Consider the following 23900-nt stretch of genomic DNA (forward strand, 5'->3'; position numbering starts at 1 on the left):
TTGCGCTGCTTGGCAAAGGCTTTTCATGAGCGCTGAAAAGCTCTTGGTAACCCCTGCGAAAAGTCGAAGTGGTTTTTTAGAGTCAATTGATCAAGAAACCGGGTAAATTCAAGCGCTTACGTGCGGAAAAGATGGTGAAATTCTTGTTTCTAAAAACCGCCAATTTTCGACTGATTTGGGGGAATCATGATGTCCCGCAAGCGTCGCTACCAGCGCAAACCATACAAGCCTGCGAATTTTTACGGTACAGCAGAGGCTGCTCCAAACGGTGGCTCATCCCGTTTGGAGCAGCCTGGAATTATTCGGGATTTATTTGACTCGGCTGCGGTACTCGCATGTCCGGGTATCAATTTCGATCTTATCACCAATTTCACAAAACAGCGGGACCGGCAGTTCAAAACCAGTGATGATTCGAGCTGATTTCATCACCTTACCTGATGTATCCCCCTTGACTGCGGGTTCGGTGTAGATAATTTCACGTACGACAGAGTTCGGCATCTCAACTGAAATAGGTTTGTTGTTATAAAACACAACTTCGCATGGCATGCCGTCTTCCAGAAAATTGAGTACATCGCTCATGGTTTCCTCTTCAACTTCATACTGGTTGAATTCGGCGTCCATGAATACATGCATGGGGCTGGCATAGTACGAGTAGTTCACTTCTTTTTTCTCCAGCACGACTACGTCGAACTTATCATCTGCCTTGTATACTGCTTCACCAGGCGATTCAGTCAGCAAATTCTTATATTTCATTTTTACTACCGAAGAATTGCGCCCGGATTTGGTGAATTCGGTTTTCAGCACAACCATAGGGTCTTTGCCGAGCATAAATACATTACCTGCACGAAGTTCTTGAGCTGTTTTCATCTATTCTAATCAATATAAGTCAAGGAAAAAAAAGGATATTATACTTTGACTTCCCGGGCGCTATAAAGAAATAACTACCGGCTTCCGCAAAAATTCACCAGACTGGAGGCCAAATCCGGGATGTGGACAAGCTGTTCGGCCCAGGCCACGGCATGCTGCTGCAACACCTTACGGTATTTCCAAAAATTATCCCAATCCAGCTGTTCACTATCATTCCAGCCCTGATGCAGAGATCGTAGTGCATCAGCTGCATCCTTGGGTAGCTTCCGGCAATAAAGGTCCAGAAAGGCTCTAAGTTTAGGATGGTGTGCGTTCTCTTGCTGCGGATAAATCTGCCAGATGACTGGCCGCGCTGCCCACTGCGCACGCACGAAAGAATCTTCGCCACGTACAAAATTACAGTCACACGCCCACAGCAAATGATCGTAGCGCTCTTGTGCCATAAAAGGAATTACCTGCAAAACCAGATTGCCGTGTTGCACGCTCTCCCCTGCTGCCAGGTGCGATTTTCCCGCCCATTGAGCTGCTTGTAGCGAAGCTACACTTTCCGGTAACAGGCATCGGACAGGCGATTTTGAAGCAGTCCACGCATACAGTAAATTACTGATTGGGGCGTGGTTGTAGGAAAACAATGAAACGATGGTTTCATCAGAAGCAGGATAAGGAATCCCCAGTTCGGACCACAACTTTGCTGGATCGGATTGCAGGAAATCGCGTTGTGTAAACAATCCCGCTTCCCGTATCAATCCTCCTGTTGCTGCAGTAAAACCAGGGAAAAAAAAATATTTGATCAATGGCAAGCGCGGATGCGGTGAAGCCAGCTCGTGGAAACCTTCCACCCACGGCTCCGCTGACAGATACTCAAGATTGATCCACACTCTCTTCATCTTTTCATCCGTATTTGCCAATCCGGATGAAGCCGCAGCCATTGCTGCCACATAACTGGCTGGTAACTCACAGCCGAACGCCTCAATTACCACGTTTGCGGGAATAATCGCTGGAAACGGCTCAACCCAGTGCAAAATCTGCACATTCCGGACATGCTGTACAGCTAGATTACTGTCAACTTCCGGACAAATGCGCTGCAACGGACGCAAATCATCCAGCAGTAAACGCACATTAATGCCAAATTCCGCAGTCAGCTGGCGCGCCAGTCGCCAGCAGATACCTGCATCGCCATAGTTATCAACTATCCGGCAGAAAATATCCCAGCGCACTGTTCTCTTCATTCTGTTTATAATTTTGCTGTATCTCTTCGCTTGACATTGCCGGAGGTCCCAATACGTTAATCTCCATAAAGCAAATCACCCGTTGCTTTCCATTTATCTCGTTGTTTCTGCCGGGAATATACCCATGAAAATCACTTTTTTCAGTACTCAGCCGTATGACCGTGAATCATTCCTCGAACATCAGAGCAATCCGCGTTTTGAACTTGTGTTTCTGGAAGAAAAGCTGACCGAACATACCGCACCACTTGTCAAAGGAAGTGAGATTATTTGTGTTTTTGTCAACGATATGCTTAACGAGAATGTTATCCGTCAGTTATCCCAGCTAGGCATCCAGCTGATTGCTCTGCGTTGTGCCGGTTTCAACAACGTCGATCTTAAAGCGGCTCAGGCACACAATATCAAGGTGGTACGAGTACCGGTCTACTCCCCTCATGCTGTTGCAGAATACACGCTGGCGATGATCATGACGCTCAACCGGAAAACACACAAGGCTTATAACCGTGTCCGTGAACAGAATTTCTCGCTGAATGGTCTGTTGGGTTTTGATCTCTATAAAAAAACGGTTGGCGTAATCGGCACCGGTCACATCGGTGAAGTTTTCTGTCGCATCCTGCATGGCTTGGGGTGTAATGTTCTGGCTTGTGATCCGGTCAAAAAATCTGCTGTGGAAGCAATGGGTATTCCATATGTACCTATGAATGAGCTCCTTCCTGTATGCGATATTCTCTCGCTGCACTGTCCACTGCATGAAACAACGCGCTATCTTGTCAACAGCAATACAATTTCACAAATGAAAACAGGCATCATGCTGATCAACACCAGCCGAGGTGGGCTGGTGGATACCAAAGCCATCATTGTCGGACTGAAAACTGGCAAGATCGGCTATCTGGGTATTGATGTCTACGAGCAGGAAGCAGATCTGTTTTTTCAGAATCGTTCTGAACAAATCATTCTTGATGACACCATTGCCCGACTCGTGAGTTTCCCGAATGTCCTGATCACTGCACACCAGGGATTTTTCACTCAGGAAGCGCTGGATCAGATCGCACTGACGACATTGGATAGCATCATGCAATTCACGAAAGGGGAAACACTGATAAATGAAATCAGGAAATAGTGCTGTTTGCAAACAACTTCAGATGTTTTTACAGACAGGGCTCCCTGAAACTGGGCGCAACGCCATGATTCCCAGCAATACCAGTCCAAGTAACATGATTGAGTGTGTTCCTGGCTCTGATACCGACTGACTGATTGAGTCAACTGTCAGAGTCCCGCTAAGTCCAAAATAATCCAACCCCGCCGCAAGTGCATTTGCTCCACCAACAAATATCGAATAATCACCGGCAGCAAGCCCTGCGAAAGAAAGCGATACAAGGCCATCCAGGAGGCCATCAGCACCTGCGATACTGCTGCCCGTTACTCCGTCATACACATGGCCGATATACGTCAGAAAACTTAATTCACCGTCATCGTTACCAATTTTCCAGTCGCCTAACGCATTAAAAGAACCCGCACTGCCGTCTGGACGATTCGCTATGGATATCACGCTGGAATCGTAATCTGCCAAATGAGGTGGCGTATGTGTCAACCCGCTATAAAGAGAAAAGCCCGGTTGAAATTCTGCCAGCGTTGTCACCGGCTCAGCTCCTGGGGGATAAGATGGTTGGAATTCAAATGGATCCAGCCCCTTGAAAGTAAGGGTTACATCAGCAGAACCCGATAACGTAAAACGAAAAGGCAAAAGATGGTGTGAATCGCCATAACCAACGCCATTGATCCATCCTGAATTACCTTTGACCGCCTGATTTGACAGAGTGACCGTTGATGGGTTATTAAAAACGCCAAAATCATGGCCTGTGTAAACAATATGCGCCGTTGCCGGTAACGATACCAGACACCCGGTGAACAATATGAATTGAAGTAACCTTTTCATGCTTTATTCCTTTGTTTTTATTAAGCTGATCTCAAATTGTCTGAACTTAAGGAAACTCTGATCATGTGAAGCTTGATCAGAGGCTCCTTAAACAGCTCGTCAGCCGAATAAAGTGTCGATTATTGTTGAGGTTAAATCAATGTGGCATATTGTCGCACCTCGACACGAGGTACCCTGATCGAAGAATTTACAAGATGATGGTGCTAGTTTTATGAGGAATTATCGAAGCTTGCATTAGGAATCCATAAGCTGGATTTTTATGCTGAATCTTTCTCAACCAACTCGATCAGTCTGCGCCGAATCTTCCATCAGGGTTTCAAAGCCGGCGACAATGTCGAGCAGCTCGGCCTGGATTGATTCCTGTCGCCCCTGGTGGTAATCGAGCGCAAGCTGCTCTAGGTGACCTTGGATATTGCGCTCGGCGGCCTGCATGGAGGACAGGCGGCTGGCATTTTCGCTGGCGAGGGACTCAGCAAACGCGCGATACAGGGCAACAAACAAATGCTGCCGGATCAGCGATGAAAACAGCGTGCGCCACTTCATACTGAAGGTGGGCAGCGAACGCGAATCCCAGTCTCTGGCAGCCAGACGGTCCAGCCAGGCGCGGTCAACGGGCAAAAGCTGCAGGATCTGCGGCCGTGAGCTGGCGTGGGCACCGGGTCGATGGTGGATAACCTGGAGCCGGTCGATACCACCAGCAAAGCGTAGCGCCTCGACTGCCAGCAGCAGTTTATGGACCGCCGGGGTGATGCCGGCGATCGAGCTTGGCATCAGCAGTCGCTGTACAACCTGACAGCCTGCATCTTCCAGCCGGCCCACCACTCGTGCGCCGACGGCCAGCACCTCAATATCTCCGAGCTCGTCGTCCAGGGCATCAAGCCGCTCCAGCGTGAAAGTCACGATCTGTTCATTGAACGCCCCACACATGCCCTGATCGGAGCCGAACACGATCACTGCCTGGCGATTGCCACCCACAGTTTCAGGCAAGATGGATTCGGGCCGATTGCGCAGTGCAACCTGCAGGCCTTCCTCGATAGTGCGGTTATACTCGGCCAGCGATTCTACCGCAGCCTCGTATTGGCGCACGCTGGAGGCAGCCAGCGCCTTCATCACCCGGACGACACCATACAGGTCTTCGGCGGTGCTGATGCGGCGGCGCATCAACTCCAGGGTCTGACTCATGACGCGGCTTCTTCAAAGGCTGTGAGCACCTCTTCGATCACGCGCAGCAGCTCTGCGCGATCCTCGTCGGAGAGCGGTTCGCCGGATTCCATGCGCTGGCAAATTGCCGGCAACTCCGACGTAACTCTGCTGCGGATCATTTGCTCGGCTTTGCTGACCTGTTTAACCGGCACCGCATTGAGCTGGCCCTCACTGGCAGCCAGCAACACGGCGACCTGTTCAGCAACCGGCATCGGCTGGTACTGCAGCTGGTTGAACACCTCGCGTACGCGGCGACCGCGCTCCAGTGTAGCGATGGAAGCCTCGTCGAGCCGCGTCCCGAAGCGGGCAAAGACTTCCAGCTCCTCGAACTGCGCGTAGCTCAGCCGCAGCTCCCCGGCCACCGCTCTGTAGCAGGGAAGCTGTGCCTTGCCACCAACACGCGATATCGAACGACCGACGTCCACGGCTGGCAAGATACCCTTACGGAACTGCTGTGGCGACAGGACGATCTGGCCATCGGTGATCGAGATCAGGTTGGTCGGGATATAAGCGGAGATGTTCTGCGACTGAGTTTCGGCGATCGGCAGCGCGGTCAATGAGCCGCCACCACGCTCGGGACGCAGCTGGGTGGCGCGCTCAAGCAGGCGTGAATGCACGTAGAAAATGTCACCCGGGTAAGCCTCGCGGCCCGGCGGGCGACGCATTAGCAATGATAGTTCACGATAGGCACGGGCGTGACGAGTGAGATCGTCGTAGACGATCAGCACATCGCGGCCCTGCTCCATAAAGTATTCGGCGATGGTGGTGGCCGCATATGGGGCAATATACTGGACCCCCGGAGGTTCGTTGCCCGAAGCGACCACGACGATACTGTAGGACAGGGCATCGTGACGGCGCAGGTATGCAAGAAACTCAGCCACCGCTGAGCTGCGTTGGCCGATGCTACAGTACACACACACCACATCCCGGCCATGCTGGTTGAGTATAGTGTCCAGAGCGATCGCGGTCTTGCCGGTCTGGCGATCACCCAAAATCAGCTCACGCTGGCCGCGACCGATCGGCAGCAGAGAATCGATCACCTTTAGCCCGGTCTGCAACGGCCGAGTGACCGGTGCGCGGTGCAGGATCGGCGGCGACGGTCGCTCAACCGGGCGTCGCTGGCGTGTGCGCAGCGGCCCGAGTTCGTCGAGCGGATTGCCCAATGCATCGACCACGCGGCCGACTAATTCTCCGCCGACTGGCACATCCAGAATGCGGCCGGTGCGGTGGGCAAAGCTGCCCGCGGCCAGCTCGTTACTCGCGCCTAGCAGAACTACACCGACCTCATCCGGATCAAGGTTGTAGGCCAGGCCAAGCAACCTCCCGTGCAAGCTCACCAGTTCCTCGGACTGGACGCCAGGGAGACCGCGCACGCGTGCCACCCCCGGACCGACCGAGGCCACTCGCCCGGCCTCGTGAATGACTAATTCGGCGCGCGCTTTGGCCAACACTTGCTCGATCGCGTCCAACGCTTGCCCCGTTGACGCACGCAGCGGTTCCTGAGAAGCGCCGTTTGCATCTTCTGGCTTAGTGTTCCGCGGCATGATTCCAGGCACTCTCATCCAAGGTCTCGAAGACCTGCGCTTCAAGGCCTTCCAGCCAGGATTCCAGGTTCCAGGCCAAGCGGTGCGAGCGGGCGCGCAGTTCAATCCCGCAAATCAGCTCTGGGACGGTGGTGAAGCGCACCCGAACGTTCTCACCCAAGTGCTCGCGCAACGTTCTGGTCAACTCGTCCTGCACTTGCTTGCCGAGATCGAAAGCGGTGCGAACCTCAAGCTTGCCGTCAGAGTCAGCAATCGCGGTGATAATTGTCTCACGCCGCTCCTGGTCCAGCGCCTCGACGCGCTTTGCAAATACCTTCATCATCTGTATCTCCAGATCAGCGTCAGCCAGCTCTCTCAAACCCTGACTGGCCAGACTGAATACCCCTCGGCTGACGCGTTCTCGAAAGTCCTGCAACAGACCCTGGCGCTCCCGCTCCAGTGTCTCAAGCCACTGTGTCTGGGCATTGCCGGCCTGCACGCGAGCGTTCTCCAGCAATTCCTGACGATGAGCTTTGGCCTCTTCAGTGGCGCGTTCGAGCATCTGCTCGCGCTGTTGAGCGAACTCGCGATTCTTGGCTCGGAATTCCTCGGCTTCTCTTTCGGCATCTGCACGCTCGCGCGCCGCCTCCTCCAGACGGCTGGCAATGCCCGCCTCACGGGCATCCATAGCGCTGATGATCCGGTCGTAGAACAAGCGCTTGAGCAGCCAGACCAGGACCAGAAAGTTGACAGCCTGGGCGACGAGCGTGAACCAGTCTACTGCCATGGTTAGTCTCCCGCGATGCTCAGGAAATAATTCCAAAATGGGTTGGCAAAAATCAGGATCATCGATACGACAAAGCAGTAGATCGCCGAGGATTCGGTCATTGCCAGTCCGATGAACAGGGTGCGCGAGATCGCTGGTGCGGCATCGGGCTGCTGGGCCAGCGCGCCCATCGCGCGTGAGACCGCCCAACCTTCGCCGATCGCGGTGATTGGAGCGCCGATACCGACGGTGGCTCCTGCCATGATGATCGAGATCATGCCAATCAGTTCCAAACTAGACATGGGAAGGTTCTCCTTTTTTGTTAGTTGCGCCGGCGAGTTTTTCTTCATGGGCGCGGGTGGCCGAGGCGATATAGACCAGCGCCAGGATCGAGAAAATATAGGCCTGAATCACGCCGATCAGCAGGCCCAGAGCGTTCATGATGACTGGAAAAAACAGCGGCGCGATTGCCAGCGCCATCGCCGCGATCATTGTGCCGCTCATCATGTTGCCGAACAGGCGGATCGACAGCGAGATCGTCCGCGTGATTTCCGACATGATGTTGAGCGGCAGCATGATCGCGGTTGGCTCCAGATACGACTTCAAGTACCTGAGCAATCCGTTGGATGCGATGCCAAAGGCCGGTACCGCCACCAGCACGCACAGGGCCAGTGCGGTGGTGGTCGACAGCGAGCCGGTGGGCGGCTGAAAGCCTGGTACCACCACCAGCACGTTGGACACCACGATGAACAGAAACAGCGTGCCAATGAAAGGCAGATAGCGGTCCGGGTCGATCTCGACCACCTCGCGGATCTGCCCGCGAATGCCTTGCAGCACGATCTCCATCAGAAGTTGTCCGCGTGAGACTGACGTTGCACTCGACAGTTTGCGCGTCACCAGCCAGGAGCTGCCAACGAGCAGTGCCATCACCACCCAGGTAAACACCAGGGTGGCACTGATCGCGAATGGACCGAACTGCCAGTAAATGATCGTGTCGGGTGTGATACTCACGGTTCTACGCCCTCCTCCCGATGCGCTTCTGGCAGCTGGTCGGGCTGCAGTCGCGACAGCATGATCTGACGGACGATGATGAAGCCAGCCAGACAGGCCAGCATGCGCTGCCAGCTGCCGTCCATGACCAGGTACATTCCCGCTATCACCAGCGCCAGGCGCAGGACGAAACTCATGGCAAACAGCAGCCACGGATGTTGGGCATCAGCCAACTGTCGCACGGTCAGCCACAGACCGCCGAAGAAGATCAGACCCAATCCCAGGCCGGCAACCAGTGCCGGCAGCAGCGTCATGACAGTAGTCATTGATCAGTGTCCTCATTAGTCTCATCTTTAGCGATATTCCTGGATTCCTGGTTGACCCAGTACCAAGCGTTGATACAGCCCAGCGCAACCCCACCCAGCAGCAGGGCCAGAGACCAGGAGAGATCCCCTGGCCAGTTGCGATCGATCCACATCCCCAAAAGCACCCCACTGACGGTCGGCACAGCCACCGACCAGCCGACGATGCCAGCCGCTCCCAAGCCGTGCCAGAGTGTGCGATCGCGGGAGCTGCGCACCCGGATCTTACGTGATTCCCGGGCGCCGATCTTCTCGCTCAGCCCGTGATTATTTTCCGAAGACACCCGCTCACGCTCAGCCATATCGCCGCCCGTCCCAGTCAAGCACCTGCTGCACCAGATTGGCCTCCAGCCGATCCAGAGCGAGGCGAGCCGCCTGCTCCTGCTCGTCCTGTTCGCGGAACTGTTCAAGCACCGCCTGTTTGAGCTCACCCAACTTGTCCTGCAACGCATTCCAGGTGGATACCCGCACATTTTCGCCGCGCTTGACCAACAGGCCCTCATCAATTGCGAAGAAGGTTTCGGTGCCATCATCGGCAGTCAGGGTGAGGATGCCGGGCACCAGTGCCGCTGCAAAGTCGACGTGACGTGGTAGCAGGCAAAACGATCCGTTCCGTGCCTCGGCCACCAGCTTTGCCGCCGGCTGCTCCACCAGCACACCCGAAGGCACGATGAGCTTGACCCGCATGCTCATGGCTTCTTCGCCTCATCGACTGAGCCGATCATGTACAGCGCCTGCTCGGGATATTCGGAGAATTCGTCGTTGAGGATGCGCTCACAGCCATCCAATGTATCCTCCAGCTCCACCATGCTGCCACCTATGCCAGTGAACTGACCGGTGGTGAAGAACGGTTGAGTCAGGAACCGCTCCAGTCGCCGTGCACGATGGACCCGGCGCTGGTCGGCCCGCGACAGCTCCTCCAGCCCGAGCATGGCGATCACGTCCTTGAGCTCGTCATAGCTGGCCAGGGTCTCGCGCACCTTGCGCGCCACCCTGTAATGGCGTTCGCCGACCATAGGTGGGGTCAGCATTTTCGATTCTGAGCGCAGTGGATCGACCGCGGGATAGAAGCCTTGGCTGGCGCGATCACGCGAAAGCACGATCAGCGCCGACAAATGGCCAAAGGTGTGGGTGATGGCCGGGTCGGTAAAATCATCGGCTGGCACGTATACCGCCTGCACCGAGGTGATCGCTGCGTGTTTCGTGGTACTGATGCGTTCTTCGAGTTCCGCCAGTTCCGTGCTCAAAGTAGGCTGATAGCCCATGCGCGAAGGCAGTCGTCCCAGCAGACCAGACACTTCCGAGCCGGCCTGGATAAAACGGAACACGTTGTCGATCAGCAGCAGCACGTCCTGGCGGGCGTCGTCACGGAAGTACTCGGCCACGGTCAGCGCCGCGTGCCCGACCCGGAAGCGGGCACCCGGAGGTTCGTTCATCTGCCCGAATATCAGCACGGTATTGTCGCGCACCCCGGCCTTATCCACGTCGCGCACCATTTCCTCGGCTTCGCGTGAGCGTTCACCAATGCCGCAGAACACCGTAACTCCGCGGTGACGCCCGGCAACGTTGTGGATCAGCTCGGTGATCAACACCGTCTTGCCTACCCCGGCGCCGCCGAACAAACCGGCCTTGCCGCCGCGCTCCAGTGGAGTAAGCAGATCGATGGCCTTGATGCCGGTAACGAAGATTTCCGAAGTAGCGCCATGCTCGACCAGCGATACCGGCTGCCCGTAGAGTGGACGCCAATCACCACCGCGCAGATCCTCACCTGCATCGATTGAATCGCCAAACACGTTGACCACGCGGCCCAGCATCCGTTCGCCCACTGGCACCCGCAGTGTATGGTTCAAGTCGTAGATCGGCGTTCCCCGAGCCAGACCGGCGGTCGGGTTCAGGGCAACGCCGCGGATGGTTTCCGGGTTGATGTGACTGACCACTTCAACCACGATTTCACGATCTGCCCCGGTGCGCAGCTCACTGTGAAACTCAGGAAGACCGCCGGGAAAACGAGCGTCTACCACGCTGCCTCGTACCGATAGAACGGTGCCGCGGGATTGCTGACGATTATCATCCATGACGCATCCTCGTACTCCCCAAAACCACGGCAAAAGACCTGATCATACCGGCATGCCGAAAGTAGCACATCTCGGTGTATAGGAAAAACTAACACTCTTTTTTATAAAGAAGAGCGTTGCAGTATGTATAGGCGCGAATACTGATGCCAAGGTGTACCATAAAGCCGGCGGCACCCCGGACTGAGCTGATGACACTATAAGATACAAAGCGCCCGGCAACGACTGGAATGCCCCGCTGATATATCTCAATTCATGAATCGAGATATTTCACCTTCAGCTCATCGAGCATGTCGTGCAGCTGCTCATGGCGGCCATGGCCCATTACTTCTTCTTCGTGGCGATCAAATGCGGCGACCAACCCGTCCAATATTTTCGGATCGATCACCTGATCGGCCAGCGGAAACACGACATTATTTTCCTTGTCGATATGTTCGCGCATATGGGCGATATAAGCGGTTGCCGCTTTTGAGAATTCCACTGGCTTCATCGCCAGTGTAGTTGCGGCAGCCATCGTGGCAATGAGTGTTCGACCCTCTTCATGGTCCGACAGCATTTCCGCGATTGAGCCGCCTTCCGCTGGCTGACCCGCTTCGATCATGGCCGGAAACAGCAGGCCTTCTTCCTTGCCGTGGTGACAGGTATCGGAAAACTCTCGCAACCAATCCAGAAATATCGCGACGTTATCCGCTGTTGTCTTGCCCGCGCTGACCTCGTCCGAAATCTTGTTGAGAATCTTCAGCGCCAACAAAATGGCGTCATGTTCATGTCTCAAGACATCTGTAGCCTGGCTCATGATGGTTTTCTCCTCTTGCGCTAGCCCCAGGGTGAGGCTTTAGACCTTATTCCGATTTTCCGGAAAACATCGAACTCCGCCCTGGTTCGTGTACAGAAAAAACAAACATCTTTTTCGTAAAATTAAATCTACCGGGAAACAGTTTGATCGTCAACCTGACCGAAAAATTATCCGAAATCTGTAAGTTTGTTTTTGATCAGCAGCATAAAGCGCCGATTTGAAGCTCTTTTTCGCTATTTGTGCGAGAGATACCCGAGGATAAAGATCAGTTCAATAATGAAAAAACAGATAGGAGCAAGCCGGAATCAGGTTAGCTCGAACGGATCAGAGATTTGCAGTGGCTCCGCATCCATTTCCTTCGCGTGTAAACCAGTGAATCTCTTACAAGGCATCCGCGTCAGAGGAATATTCTACATAAATAAAACGTTAATGCCTCTCGAAATCGCTTGCGCTTCTGTCGCAAGCGATTTCATGCTCAATAGGACATTGAGCCAGAATTAATGACCCGAATGACGCATATGTTCTATGGCTTCTTCAGAATGTTTGGCAGATTCTCCTCCATGCCCCATTTCTGCATGTTGAATCGCTTCTTCCAAATGTTTGATTGCTTCATCCATATGTTTATGGGAAGCGGCATGATCATCTCTTGCCTCTTCGGCATGTTTCAAACTGTCTTTCGCATGCTGGAGCGCTTCTTTAGCATGGCCCATTTCACCATGCGCTTGAGATTTTCCGGCATGCTCCATTGCTTCCGAAGTATGCCCTGCGTCGTTAGCCAGAACTTGAGAATTCATAGAAAATGCCAGTGCTCCGGTTGCTATTGCTACGTATATCGCTCGCATCATGTTCACCTCTTTCTTTGTTAAAAAATTAAACATCGAATTTTTAAACATTCCATTAACCAGCAAAATACCTGGCCTCAAAAACATTGCCTAACCTTAAAACACTGTACTATCACCTCCAAGTAATTTCAAAGCCAGTTAATAATATAGTTATAACATAACTATATAGCTATCTTATTAAAGATAATTCTTGCCTGCTGCCTGTTCAACCTGTGCGATGGCGTCCTCGCTCGGCGCGTCGATGATGACTGTCATTTTCAGAAGACGACTGCACCAATCGAATGGGTGTAACGTCAGCTGTGCAGATAACTCCTGACAGCTAAATATCAGAAGTCATCTGCACAAATTTAGACTATGCTTAGTATTCGTATGCACTAAAGCGAGGTGTGAGTATGGCGTCAAACATATCACAGATTACCAAGCAAGACGTGGCTACCCTGCCCGACGAGGCATGGATATTGCAGCCAATATCATGGATCTGCAACCGACCCTGACGCTCAAGCCCATCCGCAGGCTAATATTTGTTCTGAGTTGGAATTTTCTGCGGAAACACCAGAAAGGAGATGCGATATACGCTTCCCCTCCCTCAGTGATACCTCAAACAATCGGAATCGGCAGGTATATCGGGAATCAGATCAAGCTGGAAGGTCAACCCGCAATGGGAAGTCCGCGCTGCCGCGACCCATTTCCAGGTGGGCAGCGCCCTGATCCAGGCGGGCGGCACCGATGCGAGCTTTCTCATGACCAGTCTGGCGTTTCGCTGATAAACGCTGACTGACAAAGTAGTAAGTTAACTACCTCACTTATACAATCCCATTTGACAAACAAGGAGTTGCCACATGAACAGCGAGAAAACACCTCTGAGTTACACCGGCTTTGATCAATTACCCATCAATAGAGTATGGCGACATGGAAAGAGTGCGAAGGTATTGCAAGACCTGAATCCTTACAATGGCAATATTCTTGCAGAGATCCCGAATGCAAACCAGGATGACGTAGATGAAGCGTATCGGGGCGCTGCTGAAGCTCAACGTGCTTGGGCTGCACTGCTGCCAGGAGAACGTGCCGCTGTGATACGCCGCGCTGCACAGGTGATGGAGATGCGTCACGAAGAGATTGTGCAATGGTTGATTCGAGAAACAGGCAGTACTCGCATCAAGGCCACTATGGAATGGGGCACGGTACATGCGGTCATGCTGGAAGGCTCTGCCTTGCCTTATATGGTTGAAGGTCGCATTTTACCTGCAGATGTGCCGGGCAAGGAAAGTCGAGTGTATCGCAAGCCGGTGGGGGTGGTAGGGGTTATCAGTCCATGGAACTGGCCCATGCAGTTATCGGCTCGGTCAGTCGTCCCTGCGCTGGCTGTTGGTAATGCAGTTGTTGTCAAACCTGCCAGTGATACGCCTGTTACAGGCGGTCTGTTGCTGGCAAAAATCCTGGAGGAAGCAGGACTGCCCCCGGGTGTTTTTAACGTCGTTGTGGGCGCAGGCAGTGAGATTGGCGATATATTCGTCACGCATCCGGTGCCACGCGTGATTTCATTCACAGGATCAACTTCTGTTGGGCGCAACATTGCCAAGCTGTCGGCAGAGAGCCCGACACTGAAGCGCCTCGAGCTGGAGCTGGGTGGAAATGGACCCTTTGTGGTACTAAGTGATGCCAATCTCGATGACGCAGTGGAGGCAGCAGTATTTGGCAAGTTTTTGCACCAGGGACAAACCTGTATGAGCGTCAATCGCTTTATCATCGATGATGAGGTGCACGATGCTTTTGTGGATCGCTTTGTAGAGCGGGTGCGCAAGTTAAAGTTTGGAAATCCCGATGAGCCGGACACTATGATTGGGCCGATTATTAATGAATCACAATTCAAAGGGTTATGCAGTCGTATCAAAGATGCAATCTCAGCTGGGGCGCGCAAGGTGGTCGGTGAAGAAGCACAAGGGCTGGTGTTGCCGCCCCATGTTTTCACAGATGTGACCAATAATATGCATGTGGCACGGACAGAATCTTTCGGTCCGATCGCACCGTTCATCCGAGTGCGTGGTGAAAAGGAAGCACTCAAGGTTGCCAATGATACAGAACTCGGGCTTGCTGCTGCTGTTTTTACTCGCGATGTTGAGCGTGGTTTACATTTTGCTCAGCGGCTGGAATCGGGAATGGCGCATATCAATGATCAGCCAGTAAACGACCTGCCTTATAATCCTTTCGGTGGAGAAAAAAACTCAGGTATCGGCCGTTTCAATGGTGCCTGGGCGATCACAGCCTTTACTACTGATCAGTGGGTTACCATTCAGCATGAACCACGAAAATACGTTTTTGATGCGAGACAGCTGAAGGGAGGCCATGGAGATTAGAATCTTCTGTTAATAATTCGTAAAAGTGAAGTGGTCTGTGGTAATGCTATCAATGGTTGGCTGGCGTTAGAGGATAACTGATCTAAACAAATACCAGCTTAACATTGGCTTGCAGTTTATTCATCCGACATTCCTGATCTGAATCTTTTATAAAAAAGAAGGAGCAGAAATGAATCAATATCAGATTGCTGTCGTAGTGGGAAGCCTTCGCAAGGAATCATTTAACCGTAAACTGGCAAATGCAAAGCAGCTTCTCTCTTTTGGTTCTATCCGAAACACATGAATTCCTATCGGTAATTGTACGGCTCGGGTACTCAAGATTTGAGCAAATAGAATTCTGCTCTTAGTGATTAGCAAATATGATATGTATTTGTATTTTTACTCAAACACACATAACCCCTCTCATAAAGTTAAGATAATCAGTTATTTCTCTTACTAAGAAATTAAACTTCATCCAAGTTACTGTCGATGCGACAATTTGTCGCATCGACAGTAACTGATACGCGGGAATGACTGATAGTCAGAATCAGCGGTGGGTTCCAGGAACTCGATGCATGGTGATTGGATGTGAATGGCAGGTGATCATGGATATTATTGCAGGCGTCCCCGGACGAATACGGTAGCCATCGTCAGTGTGACTAAGGCGATCACCGCCAGTGGCCACAGGCTGGCGAGGATATCGCCGGGTGGCATGGCCTTGAGGAAGCTGCCCTCAACGATGATCAGAAAATGAGTCAGCGGAATGGCCTGAGTCAGCCATTGCAGGAATACCGGCATGTTTTCTACCGGTGTGGCAAAGCCAGACATCAGTACCGACGGCACGCCAATGGCAAATGCGCCGAGGATGGCCTGTTGCTGCGTCATACTGACGGCAGATATCATCAGGCCGATACCGACCACTGAGAGAATGAACAGCACCAGGCTGACCAACAGCAGGATAAACGAGCCGGTAAAGGGAATGCCGAACAGGAACACCCCCGAGCTGATCATGAACAGGCCCAACAAGGTGCCGATGGCCAGCGCCGGCAGCGATTTGGAAATGATGATTTCCGGCGTCGAAGTAGGCGACACCAGCAGCTGGTCGAAGGTGCCCAGTTCGCGTTCCCGGGCGATTGACAGCGAGGTGATCAGCAGTGCGCTGAACAGCGCCAGGATACCGGTGAGGCCAGGTACGATGAACCAGCGGTAGATCAGATTCGGGTTGAACCGATGCCGTACTACCACCGGCGTGAGCGCCTGTGCGTCGGGCACGATTTCGACACCCATATCGGCAGCAATAGTAGACAGGTAGGCAACGGTGATTTGCCCCGAGTTACTGCGTCGGCCATCCACCAGTACCTGAGCGATACCGCTGTCGCCAGCGGCAATCCGGCGTGAAAAGTCCACCGGTATAGCCAATGCCGCGATCACTTCGCCACGGTCGATCAGGGTGTGTAATTCCCGCCGATTGTCGATCCGGTGCAGACGCGTAATGAAGTCAGCGCTGTCCAGCCGCTGTATCAGTTCATGCGACCAACGGCCGGAGTCCTGGTTATATACCGCAATATCGACATTGCGGACTTCAAGCGTTGCGGCGAAAGCGAACACCAGCAGCTGCAGGATGGGCGGCACGAATACCACCATACGACTGCGTGGATCGCGCAGGACGCTGAGTATCTCCTTGATGAACTGGGCGCGCAGGCGGGTGAATGAGAATGTGGAAGTCGGCATCGTATCACTCCAGATTCTTGCGCGTGGCACGCTTGGCAATTATGAAGAAAACGGCTCCGATTGCTGCCATGGCCGCCAGGTTAGGCAGAAATACCGCCCAGATATCCCCCGCCAGAAATACTGTCTTCAGCGAGTCCACGAAGTAGCGCGCCGGAATCAGCAGTGTGATAGCCCGGATCGATGCTGGCATGGCGTCGATTTCGAACAAAAACCCAGACAACATGAAGGCTGGCAGGAAACCGGTGAACAGTGCGATCTGCGCCGCTAGAAACTGATTGCGCGCCAGCGACGAGATGAGTAGACCTTGTCCAAGCGCCGGTACCATGAATACCGCTGACAGCAGCAGTAATGTTGCCAGCGAACCCTGCAGTGGTACATCGAACACAAATACAGCCAGTGCTGCTGCACCCAGCGTGGACAGCATACCGAGCACGAAGTACGGCAGCAGCTTGCCGATCAGGATCTCGGCCACCGAAGCAGGCGTAGACAACACCGCTTCCATGGTGCCACGCTCCCACTCGCGCGCCACTACCAGCGCAGTGAGCATGGTGCCGATGATGGTCATGACGATGGCGATGGCACCGGGGATCAGTGCACGGCGACTTTCCAGCTCGGGGTTGAACCAGAAACGCGGTTCCAGTGCCACGGCCTGGGGCGGTGCAGCGACATCCAGCCCGGCGCGCCAGGTCTGTACCACGCCCCGGGCGTAGTTCTCGACGTAATTGGCGGTATTGGGGTAAGAACCATCGGTGATAATCTGCACCAGCGGCTCGCTGCCGCGCAGGGTCAGGCGCCGCTCGAAATCCTGCGGAATCACCACGTAACCGCGTACTTCGCCGGAAACCAACTGATCAACTACCTCGCGCCGGTCGTGGACAAAGTGCGTATCCAGAAAGCGGGTGCCGGAGAATGCCGCTGCCAGCTCCTGTGCTTCGGCACCGGGTGATTCCAGCACCACGCCAACGCGAATATTCTTCGCGTCCAGCGACACCGCATAGGCGAACAGCAGCAACAAAACCACCGGCAGCACAAAGGCGATCAGCAGTGTTGAGGGATCGCGCAGTGCCTGCAAGCTTTCCTTGTACACCAATGCCCTGAGACGTTGCAGATCAAAGCGGCGCAGTCCGGACTGGATTGCAGCCTTGTCGTTATAGCCGGGTTGCGGGCTGCTGCTGTTCATGCGCGCGCCTCCATCTCGCGATCGGCGGTCTCCACCAGATGAATGAAGGCATCTTCCATGGTCGGATCGGGATTGTCGACACCGGCGGCACCTTGTTTGAGCGCATCCGGTGTGTCCAGGGCAATCAGTTGCGCACGCGAGAGCATGGCCACCCGGTCGCAATATTCGGCTTCGTCCATGAAGTGGGTGGTGACCATGATGGTTACACCCTTGCGTGCCAGGCCGTTGATGTGGGTCCAGAATTCACGGCGGGTGATGGGGTCAACGCCCGAGGTCGGCTCATCCAGGAACAATACCGGTGGCCGATGCATCAGCGAGCAAGCCAACGCCAGACGCTGCTTGAGTCCCAGCGGCAGGGAGTCGGGGGTGGCGGATAACCAGTCGGCCAGATCAAAAGTATCGATCATTTCATCGATGCGTTCACGTCGCGTAGATCTTTCCAGTTGATATACACCAGCAGAGAACTCCAGGTTCTGTCGCACCGAGAGCAGGCCGTAGAGCGAAAATTTTTGTGCCATATAACCCAGACGGCTCTTGGCCGCACCGGTGGCCCGGCGCAAATCGTGCCCCACCACCTGCGCCTCGCCGGAAGTGGGTTTGAGCAGGCCGCACAGCATCTTGAAAGTGGTGGATTTACCGGCGCCGTTGGGCCCGAGCAGGCCGAACACCTCGCCTTTGTGCACGTCAAAGGTGACGTTATCCGTGGCGGTGAAATCACCGAAGCGCTTGGTCAGATTGCGGCAGGACACGGCAATATCCGAGCCAAGTTCAACCGGTGACAGACGCTCGGCCAGAGCGGATGTGCCGCCGGGGCCACCGCCGAGCAGGTCGATAAAGGCATCCTCGAAGCGAGCCGGCACCGCTGTCAGACGCACCTGTGCCTGATCCGCCAGCGCCTGGATATCATCTGGCTGTGCGCCGTCGCGCAAAACCACGCGCACACCTGCCCCCTGAATCACGCCATCGCTGACGCAGGGCAGATCAAGCGCTTTAGTAAGAACTGTTCGACGCTCAGCACCAACATTTTCCAGGCGAAAACTGCGACCTTCCAGCTGAGCAGTCAGTTTCTGCGGTGGTCCTTCGAACAGGAGCTGCCCCCGGTTGAGCAACAGCACGCTTTCACAACGCTCAGCTTCGTCGAGATAGGCGGTGGACCAGACTACCGCCATGCCCTCGTCGGTGAGTGCCTGCACCATGCGCCACAAATCCTGGCGGCTGACCGGATCAACGCCCACCCCAGGCTCATCCAGCAGCAGCACCCTGGGTCGCGCCATGAGGGCACAGGCCAAGCCGAGCTTCTGCTTCATGCCACCGGAGAGCTTGCCGGCCAGGCGTGTGGTGAAGGAGCCAAGCCGGGTGAAATCGAGCAGTTCAGCAAACAGTTCGTTGTTGTACCGGGCATCCATGCTGCGCAGCTGTGCGTACAGCTGCATGTTTTCCATCACCGACAGGTCTTCGTAGAGGCCGAAGCGCTGCGGCATATAGCCGGTCAGCACATGAATAGCGTCATTGTCATCCACCACATCGTAACCGGATACGGTGACGCGGCCGGCGTTGGGTGCCAGCAGGCCGGTCATGATACGCATCAAGGTAGTTTTGCCCGCGCCGTCCGGGCCGACCAGCCCAGTCAACCGTCCGTACTGAATGTCTGCGTTCAACTCACGCAAGGCCTGTACATTACCGAAATGCTTATCTACCGCTTCAATGACGACAGCGGTATTTTCACGTTGCAAAGTGGTTTCAGTAATAGAACAGGCTAGCATCTCAGTGATTTCCTGTGTGCGTACTGATATCCGTCCCAGTATCCACCTCGATGGTGACCGGCATGCCTTGGCGCAGTCCTTGATCGCTGTCAGCCGCATTGATGACGATGCGCAGGCGATACACCAGATCAGTGCGCAGATCTGTGGTTTCCACTGTTTTGGGGGTGAATTCTGCGCGTGGTGAGATGAAACCGATCTGACCACGATAAACCTTATCGGAAGAATCACTGGTCACCCGTACCCGGGTGCCGTATGCGATGCGCCCGAGATCCGGTTCGCCGACGTAGGCGCGTACATAAACGGGCTTATCCAGACTCAGGCTGTAGACCGTGCTCTGGCTGGCCACCATGCTGCCGGGTTCACGCACCCGTGCGATCACGGTACCGTTGCTGGGTGCGAGCAACTCGGTATCAGCCAAGGCCGTGGTAGCCTGGGCACGGGCGGCCTGGGCGGCAGCCAGCTGTGCCTCGGCGGCTGCAATATCTTCGGCGCGAAAGCCTTCAGTCGCCAGAGATAAGACTGCCTTGGCAGATGCTACGCCGGCAACTGCCTGATCTCGCGCCGCTCGTGCGGCATCGACTGCCTGCCGGCTGCTGGCACCAGATGGAAGCAAGCCGTTTTGGCGCTGATAGTCATGTTCGGCATTGCGGGCGATGGCCTGAGCCTGCTTGAGCGCCTCCTGTGCCTGGATGATCTCCTGGGGACGCAAGCCGCTGCGCAATTTGGCCAGCTCAGCCTGCGCCACCTGCATCGAGGCTTTCGCTGATGCCAGGGCATCCTGGTAAGGCTGATCGTCCAGTAGTGCCATACGCATTCCCCGGGTGATCGCATCGCCCTCATCGAACATCATTTCGGCAATGCGTCCAGGCTGGCGGAAAGCCAGCTGTACTTCGCGGATATCAACATTACCGTACAGACGCAATGGGTCGTCATCCATATCTGTGCGCTGCATCCATATAAAACCGACACCAATTGCAATCGCGGCGAGAAGGAACACAACGAGCATGCGTTTGATCACACCAGGAAATTTACTGTTTTTCATAGAGTATTGTCCATACGGCTGATTCCGCGATGATAAATGGCAAACACGTCCGGTGCATTACGTCGTATGCGTGCCACATCGCCGGCGATTAAAGACTGCATCACCAGTCCCTGAATGGTGCCGATGAATAGAACGGCAGCGGCATTGACATCCAGCTCCGCATCCAGCTCACCCTGATTCTTGCCCGCTTCAAGCAGGCGTCGCAGTCGTTCATCGTAATGGTGGATCAAGGTCTGCACCATGCGCTTGGGTAGCGTCTCCTCCGAGCGTTGTAATTCACTAAAAAGCATCCTCGGCACCCCGGGGTGTTCGGATACGAAGTCGATATGTGTCATAAATACCGCTTCCAGGGCTTTGACTGGCGACAAAATTCCTTCTGTCGCCTTGTCTATACGTGCCAATAAATGCTTCGAAACCCAGGACATCACGGCCTGCAGAATAGCTTCTTTATTCGGAAAATGTCGAAACAGTGCACCCTGGGTCAATCCCATACGCTGTGCGATAGCTGTGGTGGTGATGTCGCTGGGATTCTGTTCACCAGCCAGATCAACTACTGCCTCCACAGTCGCCACACGGCGTGCATCAGCAGAAAGGTGCTTGGAGCGTTCATTCATTACCTGTTTATTCCAAAAGTGAGTAACTTATTACTATCTTGTCATGATACAACTTCCTCACAAAAAGCGTGACGAATATTGAGTCACTATTATTTTCAGTACGGAAGTACATGCGATGATTGGTGAAAACCTGATTAAAGCCATCATAGCATTGGCAATATTCGTTCTCGTCATGTGGGTGCCAAACTATCTGTTCGAGGAGGAACTGGAAGCAGGAGCGAACTGGATCGTCGATCAGATCGGTTTTCTCGGCCTTTGCCTGATTTTGCTGGTAACGGATACGCCGATCACACCGTTTCCATTTTCAGCAACCTGCTGGGAAGCGAGTACGATGGCATTGCACGGAACAACAGTTCTGGCTGCTGTACTGGTTGGCAAGCCAGTCTGTCATTTTCAGAAGCTAGCTGCACAAAATGTCTGAAGTCGACAGCACTCAATTGGATGTAAGGATGGTCTCAGAAAAATGGGAAAATCGTAGATTAAACGTGGGTTGAGGTTATGCAACTAACTTGTAAGTACAAGCTTTATCCGGAATTGATATTGGTATCTGTGACTCGCCCCCACTAAACAGCGTCACTTAAAACAAAAGCAGAGAGGAATGCGGCATGCAATTATTGATTTCCGTGACCGGTAACTGCTTAATAATTTACTTTGGTGTGTTAATAAGTTCAATCATGATTTCTGCTTCGCCGCTGCCTTGTGAGCCGTCAAAACCTACTTCCAGGCATAACGGCTTTCCTGCTTTGATGAGCGAAGCCTGTTCTACTAACGAAACCAGAAAGCGCGATTGCCGCTCTGGCTCCTGCATAGTAAATGCGCGCAACGGATGTATTGCAAAACGTGTCAGCTCGTGGCGTTGGTTATCAACTACCAGCCAGACTACCAGCCCTGCTGGCAATCTGAGTGGTTTGAATGACTGCACGACGATAACTACACGTTTGTGATCCTGCTGTAAAGCTTGCAGATTTTCCGCGTCGAGATTGAAGCACTGTTTTGCCGGTAATTTCAATGTTGCTTTGCTGCACGAAGTTGGATCGTTATGAGTTCCGCCAGCATGACTCAACGTTGTCAAAAAGATAAAACCAATAAGAAAAATTCGAGCTGTCAGTTTGCTTTGTATCTCGCGCATCGGATTTGCTCATCAAATAACTGCCAACTCGATCGAAGCCGGCAGCACATTACTGACAGCCGTTGTTGCCACGCCTGGTTTGGGTACGGGCAGAAGTTGCACAGTAATCTCGTCATTCGCAAGGCTATTTGTCTTTGCGATATTTTTTAGCGCTTCAGTCAGATTGACGATGGCTGAGGGTAAGCCATGATCGCTGCCATGTTTCAGAAAACCTAAGGTCGTTACGTAATGCGGGTCGGTATCTGGTACATCCAGATTGACTGTTTCTCGGTTGATGAATACGCGAATAGCTTGTACGTTATCACTGATCTTGATATCGGAAATCAGTGCAACGAGTTCTCGCCCTTCGGTATTTTCGGCAACAGGTTTGATCACATCCTGCAAAATTTGGTTTTCGAGTGGAAGAGACAGACGCAGCGGTGCAGCCAGAGTAGCTGCTGATATATTGGACTGTTTAATTTTAAACAGCGTGGATTCTTGTGCGGGATTGAATAATGCGGTGAGATTCTGTGAACGGAGTGTGTTTACTTTTTTATTGTCGGGTTTGCTGGGCAAGTTATCGTAGGTGTATCCCAGTACAGAGGTGCTTTGCAGATCTTTCACCACCTTGGTGTAGAACTTGCCATCGGGTGAGATGTAGTTATCGGTGAATGGCATATTCAGCCACAGAGGGTCATTGGAGTTTTTGCGACCGAGCGCATTCCAGTAAGCCCAGATACGGTCAATATTGCCATGATGCATCATAAAAATTGGATCTCGCGGTGAATTCGAGTTCGGCATATAGGCGCCGATATTATTGTGGATGTTATTATGTGGCGTGCGTTCAAGAATCCCTTGATTTCCCCCTCCCATAGGCACCCATTTAGGATCCAGATTATTCTGTCTGGGATTACGACTGGTACCAAACGCCTCAAACACGGTTTCTTTATAAATGCTCTCAATTACCTTGGGGCCAACTAATGCATCCGTCAGCGCATAAGGACCGGTCAAAGCATTACGTATCATGGATGCGTCATCCCCTCTGCCTGGTACATAGAGCGGATTAGGTTTCCCCTTGTAGGTTTTTTCGGTAAATGCTCCGGGCAGTTGGCGTAATGTTGTCCAATCCCAATAGGGCATGGCAAAGTCTGGATTGTTGGTCAATACGGCCGCTGCCTTTTCATACATTTCCACAAATCCTCTGTGCCAGGGAAGAAAATACCAATCCCCATGTGGACAATATTTAAAGTTGTTTGCATCGCCGTGTTGATTGGCAAATCCGGTCCAGCTCACCAGTTCGGTTTGTGGTTTATTTCTCATAAGGCCAACAAAATCCCGGTAAGTTTCCAGATCCGGATCATCAAATTTCATATTGTTGACACTACGTCGCTTTCTTGGCCCGGTTTGAGCAAATGCCTTTACGCCAGGCAAGATGCCCGAATATGCAGTAATTACACTTCCTGCTACAACAGCTTTCAATACGGATCTTCTTGTAACCATCCAGGTTCTCCTAAGTCGGTTGGGTGTTTCAATGAGGATTGCTTGA

The 23900-nt window shown here is 53.3% G+C and carries 24 protein-coding genes; 3 read left to right on the top strand and 21 right to left on the bottom strand.

Features of this window, described 5'->3' with window-relative positions:
* Positions 1 to 309: 309 nt before the first annotated feature.
* Both efp and earP read right to left on the bottom strand, forming a co-directional pair.
* On the bottom strand, positions 310 to 867 hold the full coding sequence (efp, locus tag ABO04_RS05985; protein ID WP_160809766.1) for an elongation factor P: 558 nt from the start codon (positions 865 to 867) through the stop codon (positions 310 to 312).
* Between the two features lie 74 nt (positions 868 to 941).
* Complete coding sequence (earP, locus tag ABO04_RS05990) at positions 942 to 2096, bottom strand: elongation factor P maturation arginine rhamnosyltransferase EarP (protein WP_160809767.1); 1155 nt, start codon at positions 2094 to 2096, stop codon at positions 942 to 944.
* Positions 2097 to 2220: 124 nt separating this feature from the next.
* On the opposite strand from earP, the gene ABO04_RS05995 reads away from it, so the two are divergent.
* Entirely contained in the window at positions 2221 to 3213 is a 993-nt protein-coding gene (locus ABO04_RS05995) for a 2-hydroxyacid dehydrogenase (RefSeq protein ID WP_160809768.1), read from the top strand.
* An 18-nt stretch (positions 3214 to 3231) separates the two neighbouring features.
* Here the strand turns inward: ABO04_RS05995 and ABO04_RS06000 are convergent, their stop codons facing one another.
* The 12 genes from ABO04_RS06000 to smbP form a co-directional block, all read right to left on the bottom strand.
* Positions 3232 to 4029 (bottom strand): PEP-CTERM sorting domain-containing protein, encoded by a 798-nt coding sequence (locus ABO04_RS06000; RefSeq protein WP_160809769.1) that lies wholly within the window; start codon positions 4027 to 4029, stop codon positions 3232 to 3234.
* A gap of 273 nt (positions 4030 to 4302) precedes the next feature.
* Positions 4303 to 5211 carry a F0F1 ATP synthase subunit gamma gene (locus ABO04_RS06005; protein ID WP_160809770.1) on the bottom strand — a complete coding sequence of 303 codons (909 nt, stop codon included), beginning with the start codon at positions 5209 to 5211 and terminating at the stop codon, positions 4303 to 4305.
* On the bottom strand, positions 5208 to 6701 hold the full coding sequence (locus tag ABO04_RS06010) for an alternate F1F0 ATPase, F1 subunit alpha (protein ID WP_275689215.1): 1494 nt from the start codon (positions 6699 to 6701) through the stop codon (positions 5208 to 5210). Before ABO04_RS06010 ends, ABO04_RS06005 begins: the two co-directional genes overlap by 4 nt.
* 58 nt (positions 6702 to 6759) lie before the next feature.
* A complete protein-coding gene (locus tag ABO04_RS06015) occupies positions 6760 to 7542 on the bottom strand; it encodes a F0F1 ATP synthase subunit B (protein ID WP_160809772.1) in 783 nt (260 codons plus the stop codon).
* A 2-nt stretch (positions 7543 to 7544) separates the two neighbouring features.
* The gene (locus ABO04_RS06020) at positions 7545 to 7823 is read right to left on the bottom strand and encodes a F0F1 ATP synthase subunit C (protein WP_160809773.1); all 279 of its coding nucleotides are present in this window, start codon (positions 7821 to 7823) and stop codon (positions 7545 to 7547) included.
* On the bottom strand, positions 7816 to 8532 hold the full coding sequence (locus ABO04_RS06025) for a F0F1 ATP synthase subunit A (protein ID WP_160809774.1): 717 nt from the start codon (positions 8530 to 8532) through the stop codon (positions 7816 to 7818). The genes ABO04_RS06020 and ABO04_RS06025 overlap by 8 nt, the downstream gene beginning before the upstream one ends.
* A complete protein-coding gene (locus tag ABO04_RS06030; RefSeq protein WP_160809775.1) occupies positions 8529 to 8837 on the bottom strand; it encodes an ATP synthase subunit I in 309 nt (102 codons plus the stop codon). Before ABO04_RS06030 ends, ABO04_RS06025 begins: the two co-directional genes overlap by 4 nt.
* Positions 8834 to 9196 carry an AtpZ/AtpI family protein gene (locus ABO04_RS06035; protein WP_205012751.1) on the bottom strand — a complete coding sequence of 121 codons (363 nt, stop codon included), beginning with the start codon at positions 9194 to 9196 and terminating at the stop codon, positions 8834 to 8836. The genes ABO04_RS06030 and ABO04_RS06035 overlap by 4 nt, the downstream gene beginning before the upstream one ends.
* The gene (locus tag ABO04_RS06040) at positions 9168 to 9560 is read right to left on the bottom strand and encodes a F0F1 ATP synthase subunit epsilon (protein WP_160809776.1); all 393 of its coding nucleotides are present in this window, start codon (positions 9558 to 9560) and stop codon (positions 9168 to 9170) included. Before ABO04_RS06040 ends, ABO04_RS06035 begins: the two co-directional genes overlap by 29 nt.
* Before the next feature lie 2 nt (positions 9561 to 9562).
* Positions 9563 to 10948: a F0F1 ATP synthase subunit beta gene (gene atpD, locus ABO04_RS06045; protein ID WP_160809777.1), complete on the bottom strand. Its 1386-nt coding sequence runs from the start codon at positions 10946 to 10948 to the stop codon at positions 9563 to 9565.
* A gap of 250 nt (positions 10949 to 11198) precedes the next feature.
* A complete protein-coding gene (locus tag ABO04_RS06050) occupies positions 11199 to 11741 on the bottom strand; it encodes a hemerythrin domain-containing protein (RefSeq protein WP_160809778.1) in 543 nt (180 codons plus the stop codon).
* 497 nt (positions 11742 to 12238) lie between these two features.
* Positions 12239 to 12634 carry a small metal-binding protein SmbP gene (gene smbP / locus ABO04_RS06055; RefSeq protein ID WP_240141442.1) on the bottom strand — a complete coding sequence of 132 codons (396 nt, stop codon included), beginning with the start codon at positions 12632 to 12634 and terminating at the stop codon, positions 12239 to 12241.
* Positions 12635 to 13422: 788 nt separating this feature from the next.
* Here smbP and ABO04_RS06060 point away from each other — a divergent pair.
* Positions 13423 to 14937, top strand: a complete 1515-nt coding sequence (locus tag ABO04_RS06060) for an aldehyde dehydrogenase family protein (protein WP_160809779.1) — start codon at positions 13423 to 13425, stop codon at positions 14935 to 14937.
* 591 nt (positions 14938 to 15528) lie between these two features.
* On the opposite strand, the gene ABO04_RS06070 is transcribed toward ABO04_RS06060, so the two are convergent.
* The 5 genes from ABO04_RS06070 to ABO04_RS06090 are packed head-to-tail and all read right to left on the bottom strand — an operon-like array spanning position 15529 to position 21246.
* A complete protein-coding gene (locus ABO04_RS06070; protein WP_160809851.1) occupies positions 15529 to 16647 on the bottom strand; it encodes an ABC transporter permease in 1119 nt (372 codons plus the stop codon).
* Positions 16648 to 16651: 4 nt separating this feature from the next.
* Positions 16652 to 17827 (bottom strand): ABC transporter permease, encoded by a 1176-nt coding sequence (locus ABO04_RS06075; protein WP_160809780.1) that lies wholly within the window; start codon positions 17825 to 17827, stop codon positions 16652 to 16654.
* Positions 17824 to 19590, bottom strand: a complete 1767-nt coding sequence (locus ABO04_RS06080; protein ID WP_160809781.1) for an ATP-binding cassette domain-containing protein — start codon at positions 19588 to 19590, stop codon at positions 17824 to 17826. Before ABO04_RS06080 ends, ABO04_RS06075 begins: the two co-directional genes overlap by 4 nt.
* Before the next feature lies 1 nt (position 19591).
* On the bottom strand, positions 19592 to 20632 hold the full coding sequence (hlyD, locus tag ABO04_RS06085; protein WP_160809782.1) for a secretion protein HlyD: 1041 nt from the start codon (positions 20630 to 20632) through the stop codon (positions 19592 to 19594).
* Positions 20629 to 21246 carry a TetR/AcrR family transcriptional regulator gene (locus ABO04_RS06090; RefSeq protein WP_160809783.1) on the bottom strand — a complete coding sequence of 206 codons (618 nt, stop codon included), beginning with the start codon at positions 21244 to 21246 and terminating at the stop codon, positions 20629 to 20631. Before ABO04_RS06090 ends, hlyD begins: the two co-directional genes overlap by 4 nt.
* Before the next feature lie 115 nt (positions 21247 to 21361).
* Between ABO04_RS06090 and ABO04_RS06095 the strand changes: the two genes are divergently transcribed.
* Positions 21362 to 21667, top strand: coding sequence for a hypothetical protein (locus ABO04_RS06095; RefSeq protein WP_160809784.1), 306 nt, complete (start codon positions 21362 to 21364; stop codon positions 21665 to 21667).
* A 225-nt stretch (positions 21668 to 21892) separates the two neighbouring features.
* Here ABO04_RS06095 and ABO04_RS06100 read toward each other — a convergent pair whose 3' ends face one another.
* Positions 21893 to 22255: a hypothetical protein gene (locus ABO04_RS06100; RefSeq protein ID WP_160809785.1), complete on the bottom strand. Its 363-nt coding sequence runs from the start codon at positions 22253 to 22255 to the stop codon at positions 21893 to 21895.
* A 132-nt stretch (positions 22256 to 22387) separates the two neighbouring features.
* Positions 22388 to 23854 (bottom strand): tyrosinase family protein, encoded by a 1467-nt coding sequence (locus ABO04_RS06105; RefSeq protein WP_160809786.1) that lies wholly within the window; start codon positions 23852 to 23854, stop codon positions 22388 to 22390.
* Positions 23855 to 23900 lie beyond the last annotated feature (46 nt).

It is taken from the genome of Nitrosomonas sp. HPC101 (genome assembly GCF_009833125.1).
In the GTDB taxonomy this organism is placed as follows: domain Bacteria; phylum Pseudomonadota; class Gammaproteobacteria; order Burkholderiales; family Nitrosomonadaceae; genus Nitrosomonas.